The sequence below is a fragment of the Kaistella sp. CFF1-2 genome, assembly GCF_059509915.1.
In genome coordinates, this window is sequence record NZ_JCAKLF010000002.1 from 373946 (window position 1) to 391071 (window position 17126).

The window sequence follows — 17126 nt, forward strand, 5'->3', positions numbered from 1 at the left end:
AATGATGAAACCGCTACCCATAAGCATTTGCATACTTTCTTGGAACAATGTTAAAACATTGAAAAACACATTGGCTTCGTATCAAAAAAACGGACTTTTAGATTTGTCTGATGATATTACCATTCTTTTTCAAGAAATTTCTTCGGAAGATCGAAAATTAGCCAAGAAATACAACCTCAATGTAATTGGTCTGACCGAAAATATAGGAATTGGAAAAGCTGTTTCTAAACTCATCGATAATGCAAAACATGAGTGTGTTCTTTTTCTAGAAAACGATTGGGAACTAATTGAAAACTCAGAAAAAACTTACTCACAGTTATATTCTGGGCTTCAAATGTTGAATTCTGGTTTTGATATTGTCCGATACAGAAGTCGCAAAAACCCAGGATATCCTGTTCACTCAATGCAACATAAGGGCAATGAACTCAATTATTACGATACTTGGCATAAAGTTACGTCGCCACATTTGTTGGAATCTTTGTATTGGCTAGATCCTGCGGAATCTTTTCCAGATAAAATTCAAAAAGAAGGCAATTTTTTTGTAACAACAAGCCGATGGGCGAACTGGACAAACAATCCGTTTTTACTTCGCAAAGAGTTTTATAAAAAGAACATTCAAGAAATTGCTGTTTCATCTGAACATTTTGAACGCGATATTGCAGAATGGTGGGTGAAACAAAACTTTAAAATCGCACAAGGAGAAGGACTTTTCACACACAATGATTTGAAAAAGCATGGTAAAAAATCTTTGTTCAATAAAATAAAAAACACAATAAAAAATCGGTTGAAATGAAAATACTTTTCCACGAGAACGAACTCAATTATAGAGGAACATCCATCGCGTTGTACGATTATGCCGATTTTAATGAAAAGTATTTAGGCAACGAATCTTTAATTATTTACGATAAAAATTGCAAAACAAATCATCCTGCTGGAATTGAGAAATTCAAAAAAAGATTCAATGTTTTAGAATATGAAAATTTCAATGAAGTTGATGAAATCATCAAAAAAAATCAAATAGATTTGTTTTATGCCATAAAAAATGGCGACATAGACGGCGTTGACACCAATGAATGCAAAAGTGTAATGCATGCCGTTTTCAAACATTACGAACCGCACGGCGATGTTTATGCCTATGTTTCAGAATGGCTATCGCTAGAAATGACGGGTGGGAAATCGCCCTTTGTTCCGCACATGGTCAATTTTTATGAAAACACAGATGAAGATTTAAGAACAGAACTCAATATTCCGAAAAACGCAAAAGTTTTTGGCTATTACGGCGGTGCGCAAAGTTTTAATATTGATTTTGTACGAAAAGAAGTTGAAAAAATTGCCCGAAAATACAAAGGTATTTACTTCATTTTCATGGGTGTTGATTCTTTTGTAGCCAAAAAATGGTGGAAATCCGATATTAAAAACATCAATTTTCTTCCGCCTTCCTCCGATTTATTGTACAAACTAAAGTTCATCAACACATGCGATGCGCTTTTACACGCTAGAGAACGTGGCGAAACTTTTGGAATTACGGTAGCTGAGTTTGCTTTAAAAGGAAAACCCATCATCACATTTGCAGATTCTCCCGAAAAAAACCATATCCACGAATTGAAAGAAAATGCGTATTATTACAGTAATAGTAAAGATTTAAATCAAATAATTCTAGATAGTGATTTAACGATTTCGGCTGTAGAAAATTACAAAAAATTCTTACCAGAATCTGTGATGGATCAGTTTAAAAAAGTGTTTATTGATTAATCCTTTCTATATGTTTAAAAAATTGTCTTAACTCTATTTAATGTTTCCGTAATTATTTATAGTTTCCTAATAATCTTTTTTTCTTTACATAAGTTTGATTTAGAAGCCATAAGGCATATGCTTTTTAAAGCTGATGCTTATATTAATTATTCAGGAGGATTTATGCGTCGGGGGTTAGATGGACATGCTATTTATCTTTTATGCAATCATTTTAATTTTATTCCTTGGAAAGTTCAAGGGATTTATGCAATAATTACACTTTTATTGTTTTCTGTCATTGTGGTTTATTCTATGGTTAAGTTCAAAATACCTCTTGTACCATTATTTTCGATGTCATGTCTATTATGCTTAATTTGGTATTCAAAAACTGGGATTAGAAAAGATCATATTATTTTTTTGTTTTATTTAATATACATAATTCTATTGCGAAGAACTTCAAATCAAAGTAGGAATATTATAGTCGATTTAGTTCTTAATATTATTTTCGTTGTCATTATTTTAATTCATGAGATTGCATTTATCTTTTTTTGTGGACCGATTTTCATATTCATATGTACCAAAAACCAATGGGCTTTTGATAGGAATATATTAGTACGATGTATAAGGCTTCTGTTAGTTCCTTTAATTACATTCCTATATTGTATTACGCACCCAGGAAATGCAGTTATGGAAATACAAATAATAGAATCATGGGAAAAATTAGGTGTTAAAAAATTAGTTTTTTGGACAGGAGTATTTAAAGAACCTTATTTTATATGGCGTTTCTTTACAGATAAAATAAATTACATTATTCTTGTTGCAGTTTTTCTTTTTCATTTTATATTTTTTCTCTTTTCAACTAAAGTGAAAGTATCAGACAAAGGTGCGGTCAAAATGTTTCAACTTGTTTTGTCACTCCAATTCTTGTTAGCAATAATATTAACTATAGTTGCATCAGATTATGCAAGATGGATAGTCTTTGCCTCCTTTACAAGTGTTTTTTTTATTTTTATTAATATGGGGCTATTCTTAACGAACGAAAATAGAAAAAGTAACAAATATGAGTATATTTACATTGTTCAATATTATCTCCTTACTATACCCTTTTCAACTGAAGAGAATATTTTAGATTATTTTAATTTTCTCCCATTTATTAGCTTTTTCAACTAACGGAAAGGCTGAGATTTGTATATTATTAAATGCTTTCTCCTATGCACACAAAGACATATGATTTTTTTAATTAGCTTTATTGTAATTATAGTTTTGAACTGGTACGTTTTTACTGAATCTTATATTTGCAATTTTACAGATATATAGCAATAAACTTTGTATAAAAAATGGCTCAGTATAAACAAAACGATTAAAAATAAAAACACCCGCTCCGCCCGTAATTCAAAATTGGTAAGATTAAAGAATGGAACAAGTCTTAGAGGGCCATTTACCACAAACAGAATCATCGAAATTTCTCCGATATATATTAGGGTTTTCGGGAAAAAATTATTGATAAAAGGCTTCAAAGTCTCAACTAAATAGAGAAGTATAATAGTTATTGTTAAAAAGCTAAACGGAAATAAAGTGCCATAAAATTGCGATGCTACAAACAAAAAGATACAGCTAATGAACAGCAAAACATTTGGTTTGGTTAAGCCTTTCTGAGCAAAATAGATACCCAGCAAAACTTCTGGTAAATGCCCAAAAACAGTTCCCATAATACTAAAATCATATTTTCTATCTACGTAATAAAGAATAGAAATCATGATAAAAAAAACGGAAAATATTAAATAAATATTTATTTTCTTAACCAACTTATAAACTAGTGGGAAAATAAGATACAATTGTACCATTAGTCCAAAAAACCAAAAAGGTCCCGAAAAGTTATTATAGAGTGTTGAATTTCTAAAATTCCCTACGGAAGTAACCAACATTAATGTTTCTTTCAACGTTCTTTCAATTTCATAAAATTGACCAAAACTGAAAAAGTGAATAGCTAAAAAAACAGCAATTCCAAAAAAGAGCAAAAAATACAGTTTTTTAAGGCGAGGCCATAGATATTGAAAATACGTCTGCTTTTTTGCCTCCTTTTGTACCTGTATAGAAAGACCATAAGCACTGAAAAATATAAAAACCTGTACGCCATAGTGGCCTATATAGCCAGCAATTGCGCTAAGTGATTCATGCCAATGGAATGGCATGATGAATTCCCAAAAACGTCTAACATTATTGGGATTAAAACCAGCCTCGTTTTCAAGGCCAAATCCTGGAATTAAATGCAAATAATTATGTATTACTATCATCAGAATAGCAATCCCTTTGAAAAAATTCGTTTCATGTTTGGTAAAATAATTCATAGACATTATTTTCATAAAATCATCTAGTTAATGGTTTTTTCCTTTAGTTTTCGATAATCTTTGTCTTCATAAAGTAAAAAAGGATTGTTTACGGCCATATCGCTTGAAATAAACTTACAGTTTTAATCAAATACTATTTAGTTTGAATGTTCATTAAATCTTTAAAAATACGGATTTCATTTATTAAAACAATTTTCTTCATTTTATCATATTTTTGTCTAATAAAGTGATTCTTCTGTTTTTATTTATTCTGTATAACAAGATATACTATTTGTTGTTCATTCACAAATAATCTAAAGCCAAACCCAGGATCATATTAATCATAGTTCTGCAAGGAATATATCATGTTTAGCGTCCCAATACTTATAGATATTTCCTTGTCGGGATTTACAATTTTGCCCACTACAAAAAGGATACTTACTTTTGCATTTTAATTTAATATTAATAACAATTAACAAATTATTAATATTTAAAAAAGGAAAATGTATTGAACGCGTTTATTTACGTTAGGATTATTAGTCTCTTCTGTAAAAAGACCCCATTAATTTAATCGTGAAAATTGTCATGAAAAAGTACAAAAACTACACATTCTATATATGCTTGTTACTACTTGCCTTTATGCATGTATTCATATTTTTTTTAAGTACTGATTCATTAAGTAAAAAAACATGGTCAACAGTGCTTACATACACACTTTTACTATCATTTAGTGCATTCAATAGAAAGATTTTTACATGTATTTTAATTGTTTTGTCGCTTGTGGTCGTGTTCTTCTTCCCAACTATAAAAATATATGGCAAACCTGATTTAAGCTATGTAGCATCTGTAATTTATACAAACAAAGCGGAATCTATTTCTTACCTCAAAATGGTTTCTCTTGATATTTGGCTTATTATTTTAATATATTTTGTACTCACTTTTTTAACTATTAAGCTTAAACCGACAAATACATTACAAAAAACACCACTTATTTTAGCCTGTCTTTTACTTCTTTATTCACCAATAAAAAGGGTATATTACTATGGGTTCACAGAAAAGAATATGACCGGATTTTACAGTAGAATACCGGTTATTCAACTTCCTTCTAATTACATTTATCTCATTATTGATGTTGTTGATCAATATAAGTTTGTAATCGAAGAATCTAAAAAACCTTCAACCTTTGAAATTATTGATGATCTTGACAAGAAACTAAAAAATCATTTTGTACTGGTTATTGATGAGAGTGTGAGAAAAGATTTTTTGAATTCGTACGGATTTCCCATAAATAATACTCCCTTCATCAATAGCACTCCCAATATTCAGTTTGAGAATTTCTTCTCTGTGTCTTTTGGAACCATTCAGTCACTGACAAGAACGCTATCTGTGACACCACAGTTTCCTCAATATGATCTACAAAATAATATTGTGAATCTTGCAAAAAAAATAGGTTATGAGACATATTGGATTTCAAATCAAGGACAGATTGGTTTATGGGATTCGCCAAATGCCATAATTGCAAAATCTAGTGACCATTATGAATTTTTAAAAAAAGGAACAAGTAGCGACAATTTAAGAATCGCTGATACATACCTTCTTCCTCTTTTAAATAAATCAATGGCAGACAAGCCTGACAAGCCTAAATTCATTGTACTTCATTTAATAGGTTCTCATCCATCTATATGCGACAGAACTAATGATCAGTATGATGAGTTTATATTATCCACACAATTGTCCTGTTATAACAAGAGTATAAAAAACACTGATAACTTGCTTAAAAAGATACATAGTAAAGTCAGCAAAATAAGTAAAAATAATTTCAACTTAGTATACCTTAGTGATCACGGCTTGCGTATTAACGAAAATTTAACCTTAACCCACGGTAGAACGGACAAACAAGTATACGAAGTACCTTTATTGGTTTGGGGTAATGATATTGTAGAGAAAGATAAAATAAAAGCTCCAAGAAATGGAAGAGATTTTCTAACTTTATTCACTCAAATACACAATATCAAAACAAGTTTAGTAAAAGATGATTATAAGTTTATTTCGGAGGAACCAGCGACTGGGAACCCCTATCAAATCATTGGATTAGACGAAAAATTATTTGATTATAGAAATTTGGAAAACAACAACATCCCAAAATTTATTCCAGAAACAAAATAATACTATGTGCGGAATTGCAGGAATAATCACCAATAATGCGAGAAATTACACTGAAGAAATTCAGAAAATGACCGATGCTATAGCGCATCGTGGTCCCGATTCTGCCGATCATCAATATTTTGAAAACGCAGCTTTAGGGCACCGAAGGTTATCAATCGTCGATCTTTCGGAAACTGGCAAACAGCCGATGTTTTCTAACACCCGAAACGAATGCATTGTTTTAAATGGTGAAATTTACGGCTATTTAGATATAAAAAAGAAATATTCCGATTATCCTTATCGCGGAACATCCGATACGGAACTGATTTTAGCCATGTATCAAGCGAAAGGGGAAAACCTCATCCACGAACTTCCCGGAATGTTTGCATTTGCGATCTGGGACGATAAAAAGCAAGAATTATTTTGCGCAAGAGACCGTTTTGGTGAAAAACCTTTCTATTACGCAACAGGCAAAAACGGCGAATTTATTTTCGCTTCAGAAATTAAAGCGATTCTTGCATCAGAATTAATTACACCAGAAGTTAATAACGACGCACTTGCACATTTCCTGCAATATGGCTATGTAAACGCGCAGCAAAGCATTTACTCCAACATTTTCACGCTTCCTCCAGCGCATCAATTAATTTATTCTAACGGAAAAATTTCAGTTAAAAGATATTATAGCATCCCGAAAAACGATCTTGAAATTTCACTTTCTGAAGCCAAAGAAGAGTTTTCTCATTTGTTAAAAAGCGCGGTCCAAAAACAATTAATCGCAGATGTTGAAGTGGGTAGCTTTTTAAGCGGTGGATTAGATTCTTCTACAATTGTGGCGATGGTGAACGAATTTCTTCCGAAGCAAACAACGATAAGTTTTGGATATTCTGGAGAAAATAATGAGCTAGATTTTGCGGAAGAAATTGCAAGGAAATATCAAACAAAGCATATAGAAATCTATGAAAATAGAAGTGATATTGCTATTGATTTACTAAAAACAGCCCCATATTTTGACGAGCCTTTTGCTGACATGAGTTATGTCCCTCAGTACAAAATCTGTGAAGCAGCGGGACGACACCTTAAAGTTGTTCTGGCTGGTGATGTTGGAGATGAATTGTTTGGTGGTTATAGCTTTTACGCAGCGGAAAACGAAATGAAAAATCATTTTTCGTATTCTAATTTGGTTACAAAATTTGGATTGAAACTATACGGCAAACTAAAGCAAACATCGTTTATCACTCAACAAAATTTAAAGTACAACTCGATTTTAGATTTCCACCAAAATCAAGTCCGAAACTTTTTCACAAAACAAGAAATTAGAAGTTTAGGAATAAACGAAAGTTATTCGCAAAACTATAGCTTCACGCCAAACCAGAATTCGTTGAATGACATTATGCGAGTAGATTTGGAAAAATATGTTCCTGGAAATATGCTTGTAAAATCCGATAGAATGGCAATGGCAAATTCATTGGAAGTTCGCACTCCCTTTTTAGACAAAGATTTTGCCGAATTTTGTATTCAACTTCCTGAAAGCTTAAAAATAAACAACGATCACGACAAAATAATATTGCGAGAATCCATGCAAAGATATTGGACAGAGACCATTAAAACAAGAAAAAAACAAGGTTTCGGTTCCTCTGTAGAAAATTGGATGAAGGAAGATAGCATGAAAAAACTTTCTAACGATATTTTAAAAAATCCTAATGCGAAAGTATTTGAATTTGTAGATTACAACACCACAAAAAAATTTCTGAATCAAGATCGTAAACATTGGAATTTACTGCAACTCGCTATTTGGGCAGAATATTCTAAAAAGTAAAATTCTCAAATAAGATCTACTATAATCCAAAAATAAATAAGTTGAAAATCTCCGTAATAATACCTGTCTATAATGCCGAAGAATTTTTAGAAAAAGCGGTCAACTCTGCATTGCAATTTCCAGAAGTGAGGGAGGTTTTATTAATTGAAGACAAATCACCTGACAATTCGTTAGAGATTTGCAAAAAATTGGTTACCATGTATTCTAGAGTGAAGTTGTATCAACATGCTGACCAAGGAAACTATGGAGCTGGAGCCACTCGAAACCTGGGCATAGAAAAGGCTACTCAAGATTTTATTGCTTTTTTAGATGCGGATGACTATTACCTTCCGAACAGATTTGATGTTGAAAAACAATTGTTTCTTGATGCGAAAATTGAAGGTGTTTTTGGGGCTATAGGAACTGATTTTCTTTCGGAAAAAGGAAAGCAAGAATATCAACAAAAATTCAAATATGCTCAGATTACGACGGTGAAAAGACATGCTGAAGGGAAAGACGTTTTTTATGGTCTAGTAGGTTTAGACAAGAGTTTCGGTATTTTCTTTCATCTTAACGGGCTCACTATTCGCAGGAAAAGTCTTATAAAAAGGAAGATTAGGTTTAATGAAAATTTACGAGTTCATCAAGACACCGATTTCATCATTAAACTTTCTTATAATTGCTATCTAAAATCTGGTGAAATTGTGCAGCCTATCGCGATGCGTGGAGTGCACGACGACAATCGAATTACCAAAATAAAGCCTTATAGCAGTAAATTTTACAACAATATGTATTTGCTTTACAAATCTCGTTTTCAATGGTCTAAAAGCCAAATCGAGATGAGCGCGAATGTTAAAAAATTTATTAAACTTCGATACATTACGTTCAAATTGGGAAATACGCATGGCGTAAAAAAACTGACTCAATATTTTTTTTACCTATTGCGCTATCCAGAGCTTTTAAAAACGAGTTATCGGTTTCACATTCTTAAAAACAAATAATGATCAGCAAGAGAATTCGACAAATCATTGCGTTATTACAAGATATTTCACTCTATATACGACTGAAAGCCAAGAACATTGGAACGCAATCTTCGCGCTCAATACTTATCGAGGTGAACCATCCCAATATCTACCATCGTTATTTCTACAATTTGCTGAAAACTCTCCAAATTGGAGGCTACGAAATATACTACCCGATGATTTTCTCCAAGTTTAGAAACTTAAGAAATGGAGATTCGTATCTAGCTTTGATTTTTAAAGATAATCTAATTACTATCAATAAACCTAAAGATCCTTCGAAGTGCATTAAGCTAGACGACACCATGTTTAGTGCAAATTATTACAAGACTTTGTTTCAAGATTATAATGACGAAAACGAAAGTTTTCACATTCCTATGAGTTTTCATCCTAATATGTATGTAGAAAACTTGTGGAACATTGATATTAATGAATCAAATCCGTTACGAATAAATGCGTTATTTTGCTTTGGAAACTTTGATGCGGAAGTTTATAAAACCATTCATAAATCTCCATTCAAAATTGTCGATCGAATAGACCTCATCAACTTTTTTAGAACAAAAGAAAATTTCGTTTCTGTAGCCTCAAAAACCGAGTTGCAATCGATCATTCAGCAAAATTTAGCGAAGTATTTTATTTTCTCTGAAAAATACAATCACAATATCAAACTTCAAGATGTACGTCCTATCTTGTCACAATTTCGATTTTTTCTTTGTTGTCCAGGCGTATTCGCACCCTTGAGTCACAATTTCGTTGAAGCGCTTTCTGTGGGTTGTATCCCAATTATTCAGCAATCTTATGCAGACAGCATCTATCCAGCTTTAACAAACGGCGAAAATTCGATTATTTTTGAAGATTTAAACGATTTGGATAATATAGTCTCTAATCTCTTATTTGAAATGACGGAAGCGGAATATCTACAACTAAAAAATGGTGCAAACCTATATTATCAGACTTATTTACACCCTAAATCTGTTGCAAAAAATATCATTGCGAATCTTCAAAAATTTCCCATATATTTAAATGCGAGCGAGAAAAGTATAAAACTATTATAACATGAAAGTTCTAACTGTAATTGTAACATACAACGCACTGAGGCATGATTGGATCTCCAAATGTTTAGATTCACTAATGTCATCCACATACAAAACGGACATCATCGTTATTGATAATAATTCGACGGATGCTACAACCAAATTTATCGAGGAAAAAAACTATCCTGTCCATTTAATCAAATCCGAGATCAATTTAGGTTTCGGAAAAGCAAATAATATTGGTTTAGAATATGCGCTAAAAGGAGATTATGATTTTGCCTTTCTTTTAAATCAAGATGTATATGTTGAAGTAGATACTCTTGAAAAATTAATAACCATCGCTACTACAACCCCTGAGTATGGTATTATAAGTCCTTTACATTTAAATGGAGACGGATCAAAGCTTGATTGGATTTTTTCTACTCAAATTGCGCCAAAAATGTGTGACAATCTGGTGTCAGATAGTTTGTTAGCCAAAGACACTCATAAGATTTATAATGCAAAATTTATCAGTGCAGCTTGTTGGCTAATTACACAAGCTTGTTTAACTAAAACTGGAGGGTTTAACCCAACTTTTTTTCATTATGGAGAAGACAATAATTATGTACAACGCGTCTTGTTTCACAAGTATAAAATTGGGGTTTATCCTTTAGCAAAAATTTATCATGATAGGCAAAGATCCCCTGATTGGTCTTATGGCGAAAAGGAATATACTAGTATGCGCGACTACTTGATAAACCTATCTAATCCGAATGCTCCAATTACGATTGAGGCTGGAGTAAAACATTTGAAAACAAAGAAGTTAAAGGCCTTTCTCAAACGTGATTACAAGGAATTAAAACAAATCAAAAAAGAGATACAATATTTTAAAGATGAAAAAATAAATATTGAGGAAAACCTGCGCTTATCAATAGAAGGAACAACTCCTTTTCTTAACATTTAGATATGAGAATATCCGTTATCATTCCGGTTTACAACGCTGAAAAGTATGTAACTCAAGCTGTTGAATCTGCCCTTCAATTTGAAGAAGTGATGGAAGTTATTTTGGTGGAAGACCAATCACCCGACAACGCATTGGAAGTTTGTAAAAATTTAACTGCTATTCATTCAAGAGTGCAACTTTTTCAACATCCAGACAAACAAAATCATGGTGCGGGTGCCAGCAGAAACCTTGGAATAGAAAAGGCTACCGGAGATTTTATTGCTTTTCTTGATGCCGATGATTATTATCTTCCCAGTCGTTTTGATGCCGAAAAAGAACTTTTCAAAAAGGAAGAAGTTGAAGGTGTTTATGGTGCTTTAGGGGTTCATTATTATTCGAAAAAAGCGAAGGAACAATACTATCATATCTATCAGGACAAACTTGATACTGTTTACAAAAAAGCAGACCCGAAAGATGTTTGTCCGGGTCAATTGAATTTAAGAGGAAGTTTCGGGTTAATTCATCTTGATACGATTACAATACGAAAATCGGCGTTAAAAAAAATGGATCGTCTTTTTGATATAAGTTTGCGATTACATCAAGACACTGATTTTACAGTGAGATTATCTTATTATTTAGATCTCTATACAGGAATTATCGATCAAGCCATTGCTATTCGAGGAATCCATGAAAGTAATAGAATTACACAAGTGGATTCGAAGAAAGTAAACCCTGCAAAAACGCGCATTCTACTTTGGACAAAATTGAATGATTGGTCGCAAACTGAAAAAACAATGCCCGAAGAGTATAAAATCCACATCCAACGAACATTGAGAAGTTGGGAGATTGCAAATGCTTCAACAGCGAAAAAATGGACGATGATCCTAAAATATTTAATTTTAGATTACAAAAGCATTCGTTCTGGGCTGTATAATATTAACTTTAGATAATAAAAACTATAAATAAACTTGGAACAGATTAAAATACGACTATACTAAAAAAAATGTTTTTGAAAAAGTATCTTTTCTCACATTTCATCCTTAATAAACGAGTAAATAACGGTATTTTTGAACAGAGCAAAAAAGATAAATAATACACTATTCTATTTTAAAAAGTCCATTTCTCACTTTATATTTTGTTAGCTTTAAACTTAATGAAAAACACAATTTACAAACCGGTAAATCTTTTGTTAATTACAATTATTCTATATGTATTATATGTTCATATAAAAATAATTAATCACGAAGTCCTTTTAGTAGATGATTTAAGTAAAGTATACCAAGGTCAAAACATTACCAGTTCATTTTTTAGTTTTTTGAGTCGTTTTTTGGACTCTTCTACTATGTCTGCAAGACCAATTTCCGGAATTGTAACGGGTATTGTTATTTATTTATCAAAGTTTAATATTAACTTGTATTACATTGGTTTCATATTCTTTCCTATTTCCTTGCTATTTCTATATAAAGTATTGTCAAATCTATTTGATGAAAACTTTTCTGTAGTAGCAACAGCTATCTATGCAAGTTCAATCTATGCAACATCAATTCAGTTTTCCCCGATAATGTTGAACTCGAACTTAGCGTTACTATTTTGGCTTTTAAGTATTTATTATCTCACGACAAAATACAAGCCTGTCATAAGTGGGGTGTTTTTTATGTTGTCTATTTTATCCTATGAAATTTTCTTTCCTATTCTTATTTTAAACGCTTTCCTTGTTAGATCCAAAAGAGATAAAGTTGTGTATTTTGTAACAATATTATTAATATTAATATTGTATCGAAAACTACTACAACCCTACCTTTTTGCAAATTCATATCAAAGAGACAGTATTAATCAAATTTTTAATTTAGGGCACATACAGAAAGTTGGTTTATTTTCGATTAAAATGATTTTCCGTGATTATGCTCAAACAGTAATAAAAGGGTTATATAATATTAGATTCCAAAGCTGGGTGGATTTACTATTTCCAATTGCTGTGGGGCTTGCCACCTTCTTTGTGACCAAAAAGAAAGATTTGACCTACAAAAAGATTTTTTTTAATAAGAACATTTTGTATTCGCTCTTATTATTGTTGATTTCTTTGGTAATTTTTATTTTTTCAACATACTTTCCTACAGTTTTCGGTTTTGACAACAGAAATCTTGGTGCATTTCGTCTTTTCTTTTCAATACTTTTTTGCTCCGCAATACTTTATCTATTGCAAGTATTAATAACTAATAAAATACTATTTAAAGTAATATTGGCATCAATAGTTAGTGTTTTATTTTTTGTTAACACCAGTATTATGAACGCTTGGATATATGCAAGTAACTTCAACAACGAACTGTTTTCAAAGTTAAAAGCAGATCTTGACAAAAAACAAATTCATCCAAAAATAGTTTGTATTGATTATAATGTTTATCAATTTCAAAAATCAACTAATTTTTTAATCCTTAGAGAACCTACATTCTTCAACGCTTTCGAATATCAATACTTAGCTCTAAAAAATGGTTTAGATCCCAAAAAAATAATAATTTTTAATATTGAGAGAAATAATACGAAATGTGATTATGTTTTCGTCGTAAAAGACTAAAGAAACGACCTTACCCTATGTTTTGAAAAAAAGAAACCTTTAGAAAGTCGGAGAATTATAAATTACTCAACTGCAAAAATGTATGATGATTCTAAAATACTTGGTTTTAGATTACAAAAGCATACGTTCTGGATTGTATAATATTAACCTTAAATAGAAGATATTTACTTCACAAATACACCAATAAACTTTCCTTCAAAAGATATAATTATCGGTTGGATATTTTTTGATTGACAAAAATCTTGAAAAGCTGCATTATCATTGATGTCGTCACTAATAAAAACACCTCCTTTTCTTAAGTGATTGTACAATTCTCCGTACGCCCAAATCATTCCATTATAAGCTTTATCAGAATCATAATGAACAACATCAAACTCCTTATTTTTTTCGAAAATCTTTGGTAAAGACTCTCGATCTGCAAATCGAAACAACTCCCAATTTTTTCTCAAATTTTCAGGAACAACATAACCAACGTATTGGTCACCATTTTGCCCTAAATAAGGCATATCCGAGCTATAAAGTTTTCCGTCATTTTGTTCCAAATACGAAAGAACAGCCAATGACGACCAACCGTAAGCAACCCCTGTTTCTAGAACATTTTTTGCTTGAGTAAATTCACAAGCAGCATAAATTAGCTCCAAAGCTCCTGCACCACCCATTTTTATGGGACATGTATTTTGACGGTTTAATGAATATTGGAATGTGTCTGGAAACTGTGAACTAAATTCTTGAAAACTTAATCCAAAAAGCGTAGAAATAGCTTGCTCTTGAGAAACAGCGATAGAAGCAGCCCATTGATTGCTTTTTTCTTGTCCCTTATTCGCATTTCCACGTTGAAACGTATTTTTAACAATCTTCCGTCCTAATTCAGGATAAAGGTCTGGCCTTTTTAAATAGGCAAAAAATGTTTTGGTAATTCTTCCTAATTCGCTCACTGTGTCTTATTTATTCGGCAAAAATATGGTTTTTATCCTTAATACTAAATTCTAGTCGATTGATATTTGTTTTGAATCCATCAATTTGAGCAACTCCGCACCTATTAACCTAGAATGTTCTTCGGCTCCTTTACGATTAAGATGCCCGTAATCCCATCGGCTTTTCAAGTTGTAGAATTGCGGATACTCCACCGGATCAACCAAATTAATTACGGGGACTGGACTATTTTTTTCGAAAGCAACAAGTTTCTTAGCGTCCGGCTCTGCTGGTGCAGGATACAAAAGTATTAGCTGAACCCCTCTCTTTAAACAATCCTCTTTCAATGACATTATTTTATTCTGTAATGCTTCATTAGCTTCATAATTCTTTTTATCGTTTTTGAACGCTTCAATTCGTCTTGAAATTTCACCAGGTTTGTTTATTAATTCTTTTCTTCTTTTTACAACATCCTCATTTTTTTCATCATCTAGAGCGAAAAACCCTTGCTCCTTAAAAGGATCATTATTTTGTTCTTCCTTAGTAATACCAACGTTAAAATCAAATATATCTAAAAAAAAGGAATACATTGTGTAAGCCAACTGCCGATAATCTTTACTTTCGTAAAAATACTTCATTAGGAAGCTAAAATTACTAGGACTCAGCACTTGATAGCTTCTAGGAGCATTGATGTTTATTCTGTTAAATGAGAATTTATTTTGCAACTCTAAAACAATGATGTTAAGATGAGGCGGTTTGTGTTTTAAAAAATAATCTATCGTCTCAAAGTTTTCTAAATTAAAACTTCCATTAGCTCCCAAGTTAAATGAATGAATCCCTACGGCAACCGAATCAATTACCTTAGGAATAACTTGGTTATTTATTTTGCTACTGCCTACAAAGACAGTATTGATTTTCAAATCCTTATTTATACATTCAATTTTTCTTTTTAAAATTGGATTTTCAGGTGAGTTTGTCCCAATATAAAGCCATCTCGAAATGGCAATTCCGAAAAGTAAAGCAGAAAAAAGGAATGACTTAAGTAAAAATTTCTTCATTTCTAAAATTGAAAATAGATAAATTCGTTGTTATTGAAATTGGCAAAGCACAAAATCAGTAAGACAATGAAAAGATATACTCCCCATCGTAGCCATTTTTGAAATCTCTTGATTTCCAAACCATGAAAATAAGCTCTATTAATCCATTCAAAACCAAACATCAAAGCACAGAGCACGACGAGTTTCACATTTAAAGAACTTGGAATTTGAAAAATACTAGTATCGAATATATTGATGATGTAATGAATCGCCTGAGACACACTTTCCGACCGGAAAAATATCCATGCAAAGCAAGCCATTGCAAATGTTATTACGATACTAATCGCTTCTCGTAGGCTAGGAAAAACTTGACCCTGAGCAACGATTTCTAGATTGCTTCTATTCTTATTTAAAATCAACAAAGGCATAAAAAACAAAGCATTAAGTCCGCCCCAAATGACGAACGTCCAATTTGCACCATGCCAAAAACCACTCACCAAGAAGATAATAAACGTGTTTCGAATTTTCATCCATAGCCCACCTTTACTCCCACCTAGAGGGATATACAAATAATCTTTAAACCAAGACGAAAGCGATATGTGCCAACGTCTCCAAAATTCAGCAATGTCCCGAGAAAAATAAGGATAAGCGAAGTTCTTCAACAACTGAATTCCAAACAACTTGGAAACCCCCAAAGCAATGTCCGAATATCCTGAAAAGTCACCATAAATTTGGAACGCAAAGAGTATTGCCCCTAAAGCTAAATTACTAGCTGATTCGGTTTGATAGTTAAGAAAAATTTCGTTGACAATTGGAGCGCAATTATCCGCAATCACCATCTTTTTAAACAAACCCCATAAAATTTGACGCATTCCATCCGCTGCCAAATCGTAACTGAACTTCCTTTTAACTTTAATTTGCGGTAGCAAGTGTGTTGCTCTTTCGATAGGTCCAGCGACAAGAAGAGGAAAATAACTTACAAATAAGGCATAATCAATAAAATTTTTCTCGGCTTTAATTCGTTTTTTGTAAACATCAATTATATAGGACAATCCGTGGAATGTATAGAAAGAAATACCAACTGGCAACACTATTTTTAGAGTCCATATATGAACATTAAATCCTACAGAGTGAAGCATTTCCGCAAAGCTGTCAACAAAAAAATTGTAATATTTAAAAAAACCTAGAAATCCGAGATTGATTGCAATACTAAGAATTAACCAGAACTTTCGTGAAACATCACCTATAGCCTTCTCTATTTTGAGCCCAGAAAAATAATCTAGAAAAATTGAAAAACCAAGTAAGAACAAAAACCGCCAATCCCAACAAGCGTAGAAAAAAAAACTTGCTATAAGCATAAATAGGTTTTGTACCCTTAGCTTCCTATTAAAAACAAACCAGTAAAGAACAAAAACGACGGGAAGAAAAAACGCAAAACTAATTGAATTAAAAAGCATACAAAACTCAATGAATCTTTAATATTAAAACAATGTTATGTTTTTAACCTTAAAATTCGATTTATCTACAAATGCATAGGTCTTTTCTTCAAAGTATAAATTTTTCTTCAAGTCGCTCACGATGTTAAGATTATTGTCCAAAAATAGGATTTTTTAACGTATTTTTAAATTATAT

The 17126-nt window shown here is 31.9% G+C and carries 14 protein-coding genes; 10 read left to right on the forward strand and 4 right to left on the reverse strand.

Annotated elements, in window-relative coordinates; genetic code table 11:
* Nucleotide 1: 1 nt before the first annotated feature.
* The 3 genes from AC5XHR_RS06830 (at nucleotide 2) to AC5XHR_RS06840 (ending at nucleotide 2901) form a co-directional block, all read left to right on the forward strand.
* Nucleotides 2–793 carry a glycosyltransferase family 2 protein gene (locus tag AC5XHR_RS06830; protein ID WP_495950031.1) on the forward strand — a complete coding sequence of 264 codons (792 nt, stop codon included), beginning with the start codon at nucleotides 2–4 and terminating at the stop codon, nucleotides 791–793.
* A complete protein-coding gene (locus AC5XHR_RS06835) occupies nucleotides 790–1752 on the forward strand; it encodes a glycosyltransferase (protein ID WP_495950032.1) in 963 nt (320 codons plus the stop codon). The genes AC5XHR_RS06830 and AC5XHR_RS06835 overlap by 4 nt, the downstream gene beginning before the upstream one ends.
* Nucleotides 1753–1869: 117 nt before the next feature.
* Nucleotides 1870–2901: a hypothetical protein gene (locus AC5XHR_RS06840; protein WP_495950033.1), complete on the forward strand. Its 1032-nt coding sequence runs from the start codon at nucleotides 1870–1872 to the stop codon at nucleotides 2899–2901.
* Between the two features lie 119 nt (nucleotides 2902–3020).
* On the opposite strand, the gene AC5XHR_RS06845 is transcribed toward AC5XHR_RS06840, so the two are convergent.
* Nucleotides 3021–4079 carry an acyltransferase family protein gene (locus AC5XHR_RS06845; protein WP_495950034.1) on the reverse strand — a complete coding sequence of 353 codons (1059 nt, stop codon included), beginning with the start codon at nucleotides 4077–4079 and terminating at the stop codon, nucleotides 3021–3023.
* 564 nt (nucleotides 4080–4643) lie between these two features.
* On the opposite strand from AC5XHR_RS06845, the gene AC5XHR_RS06850 reads away from it, so the two are divergent.
* The 7 genes from AC5XHR_RS06850 (at nucleotide 4644) to AC5XHR_RS06880 (ending at nucleotide 13545) form a co-directional block, all read left to right on the forward strand.
* Nucleotides 4644–6224, forward strand: coding sequence for a phosphoethanolamine transferase (locus AC5XHR_RS06850; RefSeq protein ID WP_495950035.1), 1581 nt, complete (start codon nucleotides 4644–4646; stop codon nucleotides 6222–6224).
* A gap of 4 nt (nucleotides 6225–6228) precedes the next feature.
* Complete coding sequence (gene asnB, locus AC5XHR_RS06855) at nucleotides 6229–8019, forward strand: asparagine synthase (glutamine-hydrolyzing) (RefSeq protein WP_495950036.1); 1791 nt, start codon at nucleotides 6229–6231, stop codon at nucleotides 8017–8019.
* A gap of 41 nt (nucleotides 8020–8060) precedes the next feature.
* Nucleotides 8061–8999 (forward strand): glycosyltransferase family 2 protein, encoded by a 939-nt coding sequence (locus AC5XHR_RS06860; protein WP_495950037.1) that lies wholly within the window; start codon nucleotides 8061–8063, stop codon nucleotides 8997–8999.
* On the forward strand, nucleotides 8999–10072 hold the full coding sequence (locus tag AC5XHR_RS06865) for a hypothetical protein (RefSeq protein ID WP_495950038.1): 1074 nt from the start codon (nucleotides 8999–9001) through the stop codon (nucleotides 10070–10072). The genes AC5XHR_RS06860 and AC5XHR_RS06865 overlap by 1 nt, the downstream gene beginning before the upstream one ends.
* Nucleotide 10073: 1 nt before the next feature.
* Nucleotides 10074–10994, forward strand: a complete 921-nt coding sequence (locus tag AC5XHR_RS06870; protein WP_495950039.1) for a glycosyltransferase family 2 protein — start codon at nucleotides 10074–10076, stop codon at nucleotides 10992–10994.
* A 2-nt stretch (nucleotides 10995–10996) separates the two neighbouring features.
* The gene (locus tag AC5XHR_RS06875) at nucleotides 10997–11923 is read left to right on the forward strand and encodes a glycosyltransferase family 2 protein (protein ID WP_495950040.1); all 927 of its coding nucleotides are present in this window, start codon (nucleotides 10997–10999) and stop codon (nucleotides 11921–11923) included.
* Between the two features lie 203 nt (nucleotides 11924–12126).
* Nucleotides 12127–13545, forward strand: a complete 1419-nt coding sequence (locus tag AC5XHR_RS06880) for a glycosyltransferase family protein (RefSeq protein ID WP_495950041.1) — start codon at nucleotides 12127–12129, stop codon at nucleotides 13543–13545.
* Between the two features lie 164 nt (nucleotides 13546–13709).
* Here AC5XHR_RS06880 and AC5XHR_RS06885 read toward each other — a convergent pair whose 3' ends face one another.
* The 3 genes from AC5XHR_RS06885 to AC5XHR_RS06895 are packed head-to-tail and all read right to left on the reverse strand — an operon-like array spanning nucleotide 13710 to nucleotide 16951.
* Nucleotides 13710–14480 carry an O-methyltransferase gene (locus tag AC5XHR_RS06885; RefSeq protein WP_495950042.1) on the reverse strand — a complete coding sequence of 257 codons (771 nt, stop codon included), beginning with the start codon at nucleotides 14478–14480 and terminating at the stop codon, nucleotides 13710–13712.
* Nucleotides 14481–14531: 51 nt separating this feature from the next.
* On the reverse strand, nucleotides 14532–15515 hold the full coding sequence (locus AC5XHR_RS06890; protein WP_495950043.1) for a hypothetical protein: 984 nt from the start codon (nucleotides 15513–15515) through the stop codon (nucleotides 14532–14534).
* A 2-nt stretch (nucleotides 15516–15517) separates the two neighbouring features.
* Nucleotides 15518–16951, reverse strand: a complete 1434-nt coding sequence (locus tag AC5XHR_RS06895) for an MBOAT family O-acyltransferase (RefSeq protein ID WP_495950044.1) — start codon at nucleotides 16949–16951, stop codon at nucleotides 15518–15520.
* Between the last annotated feature and the right edge of the window lie 175 nt (nucleotides 16952–17126).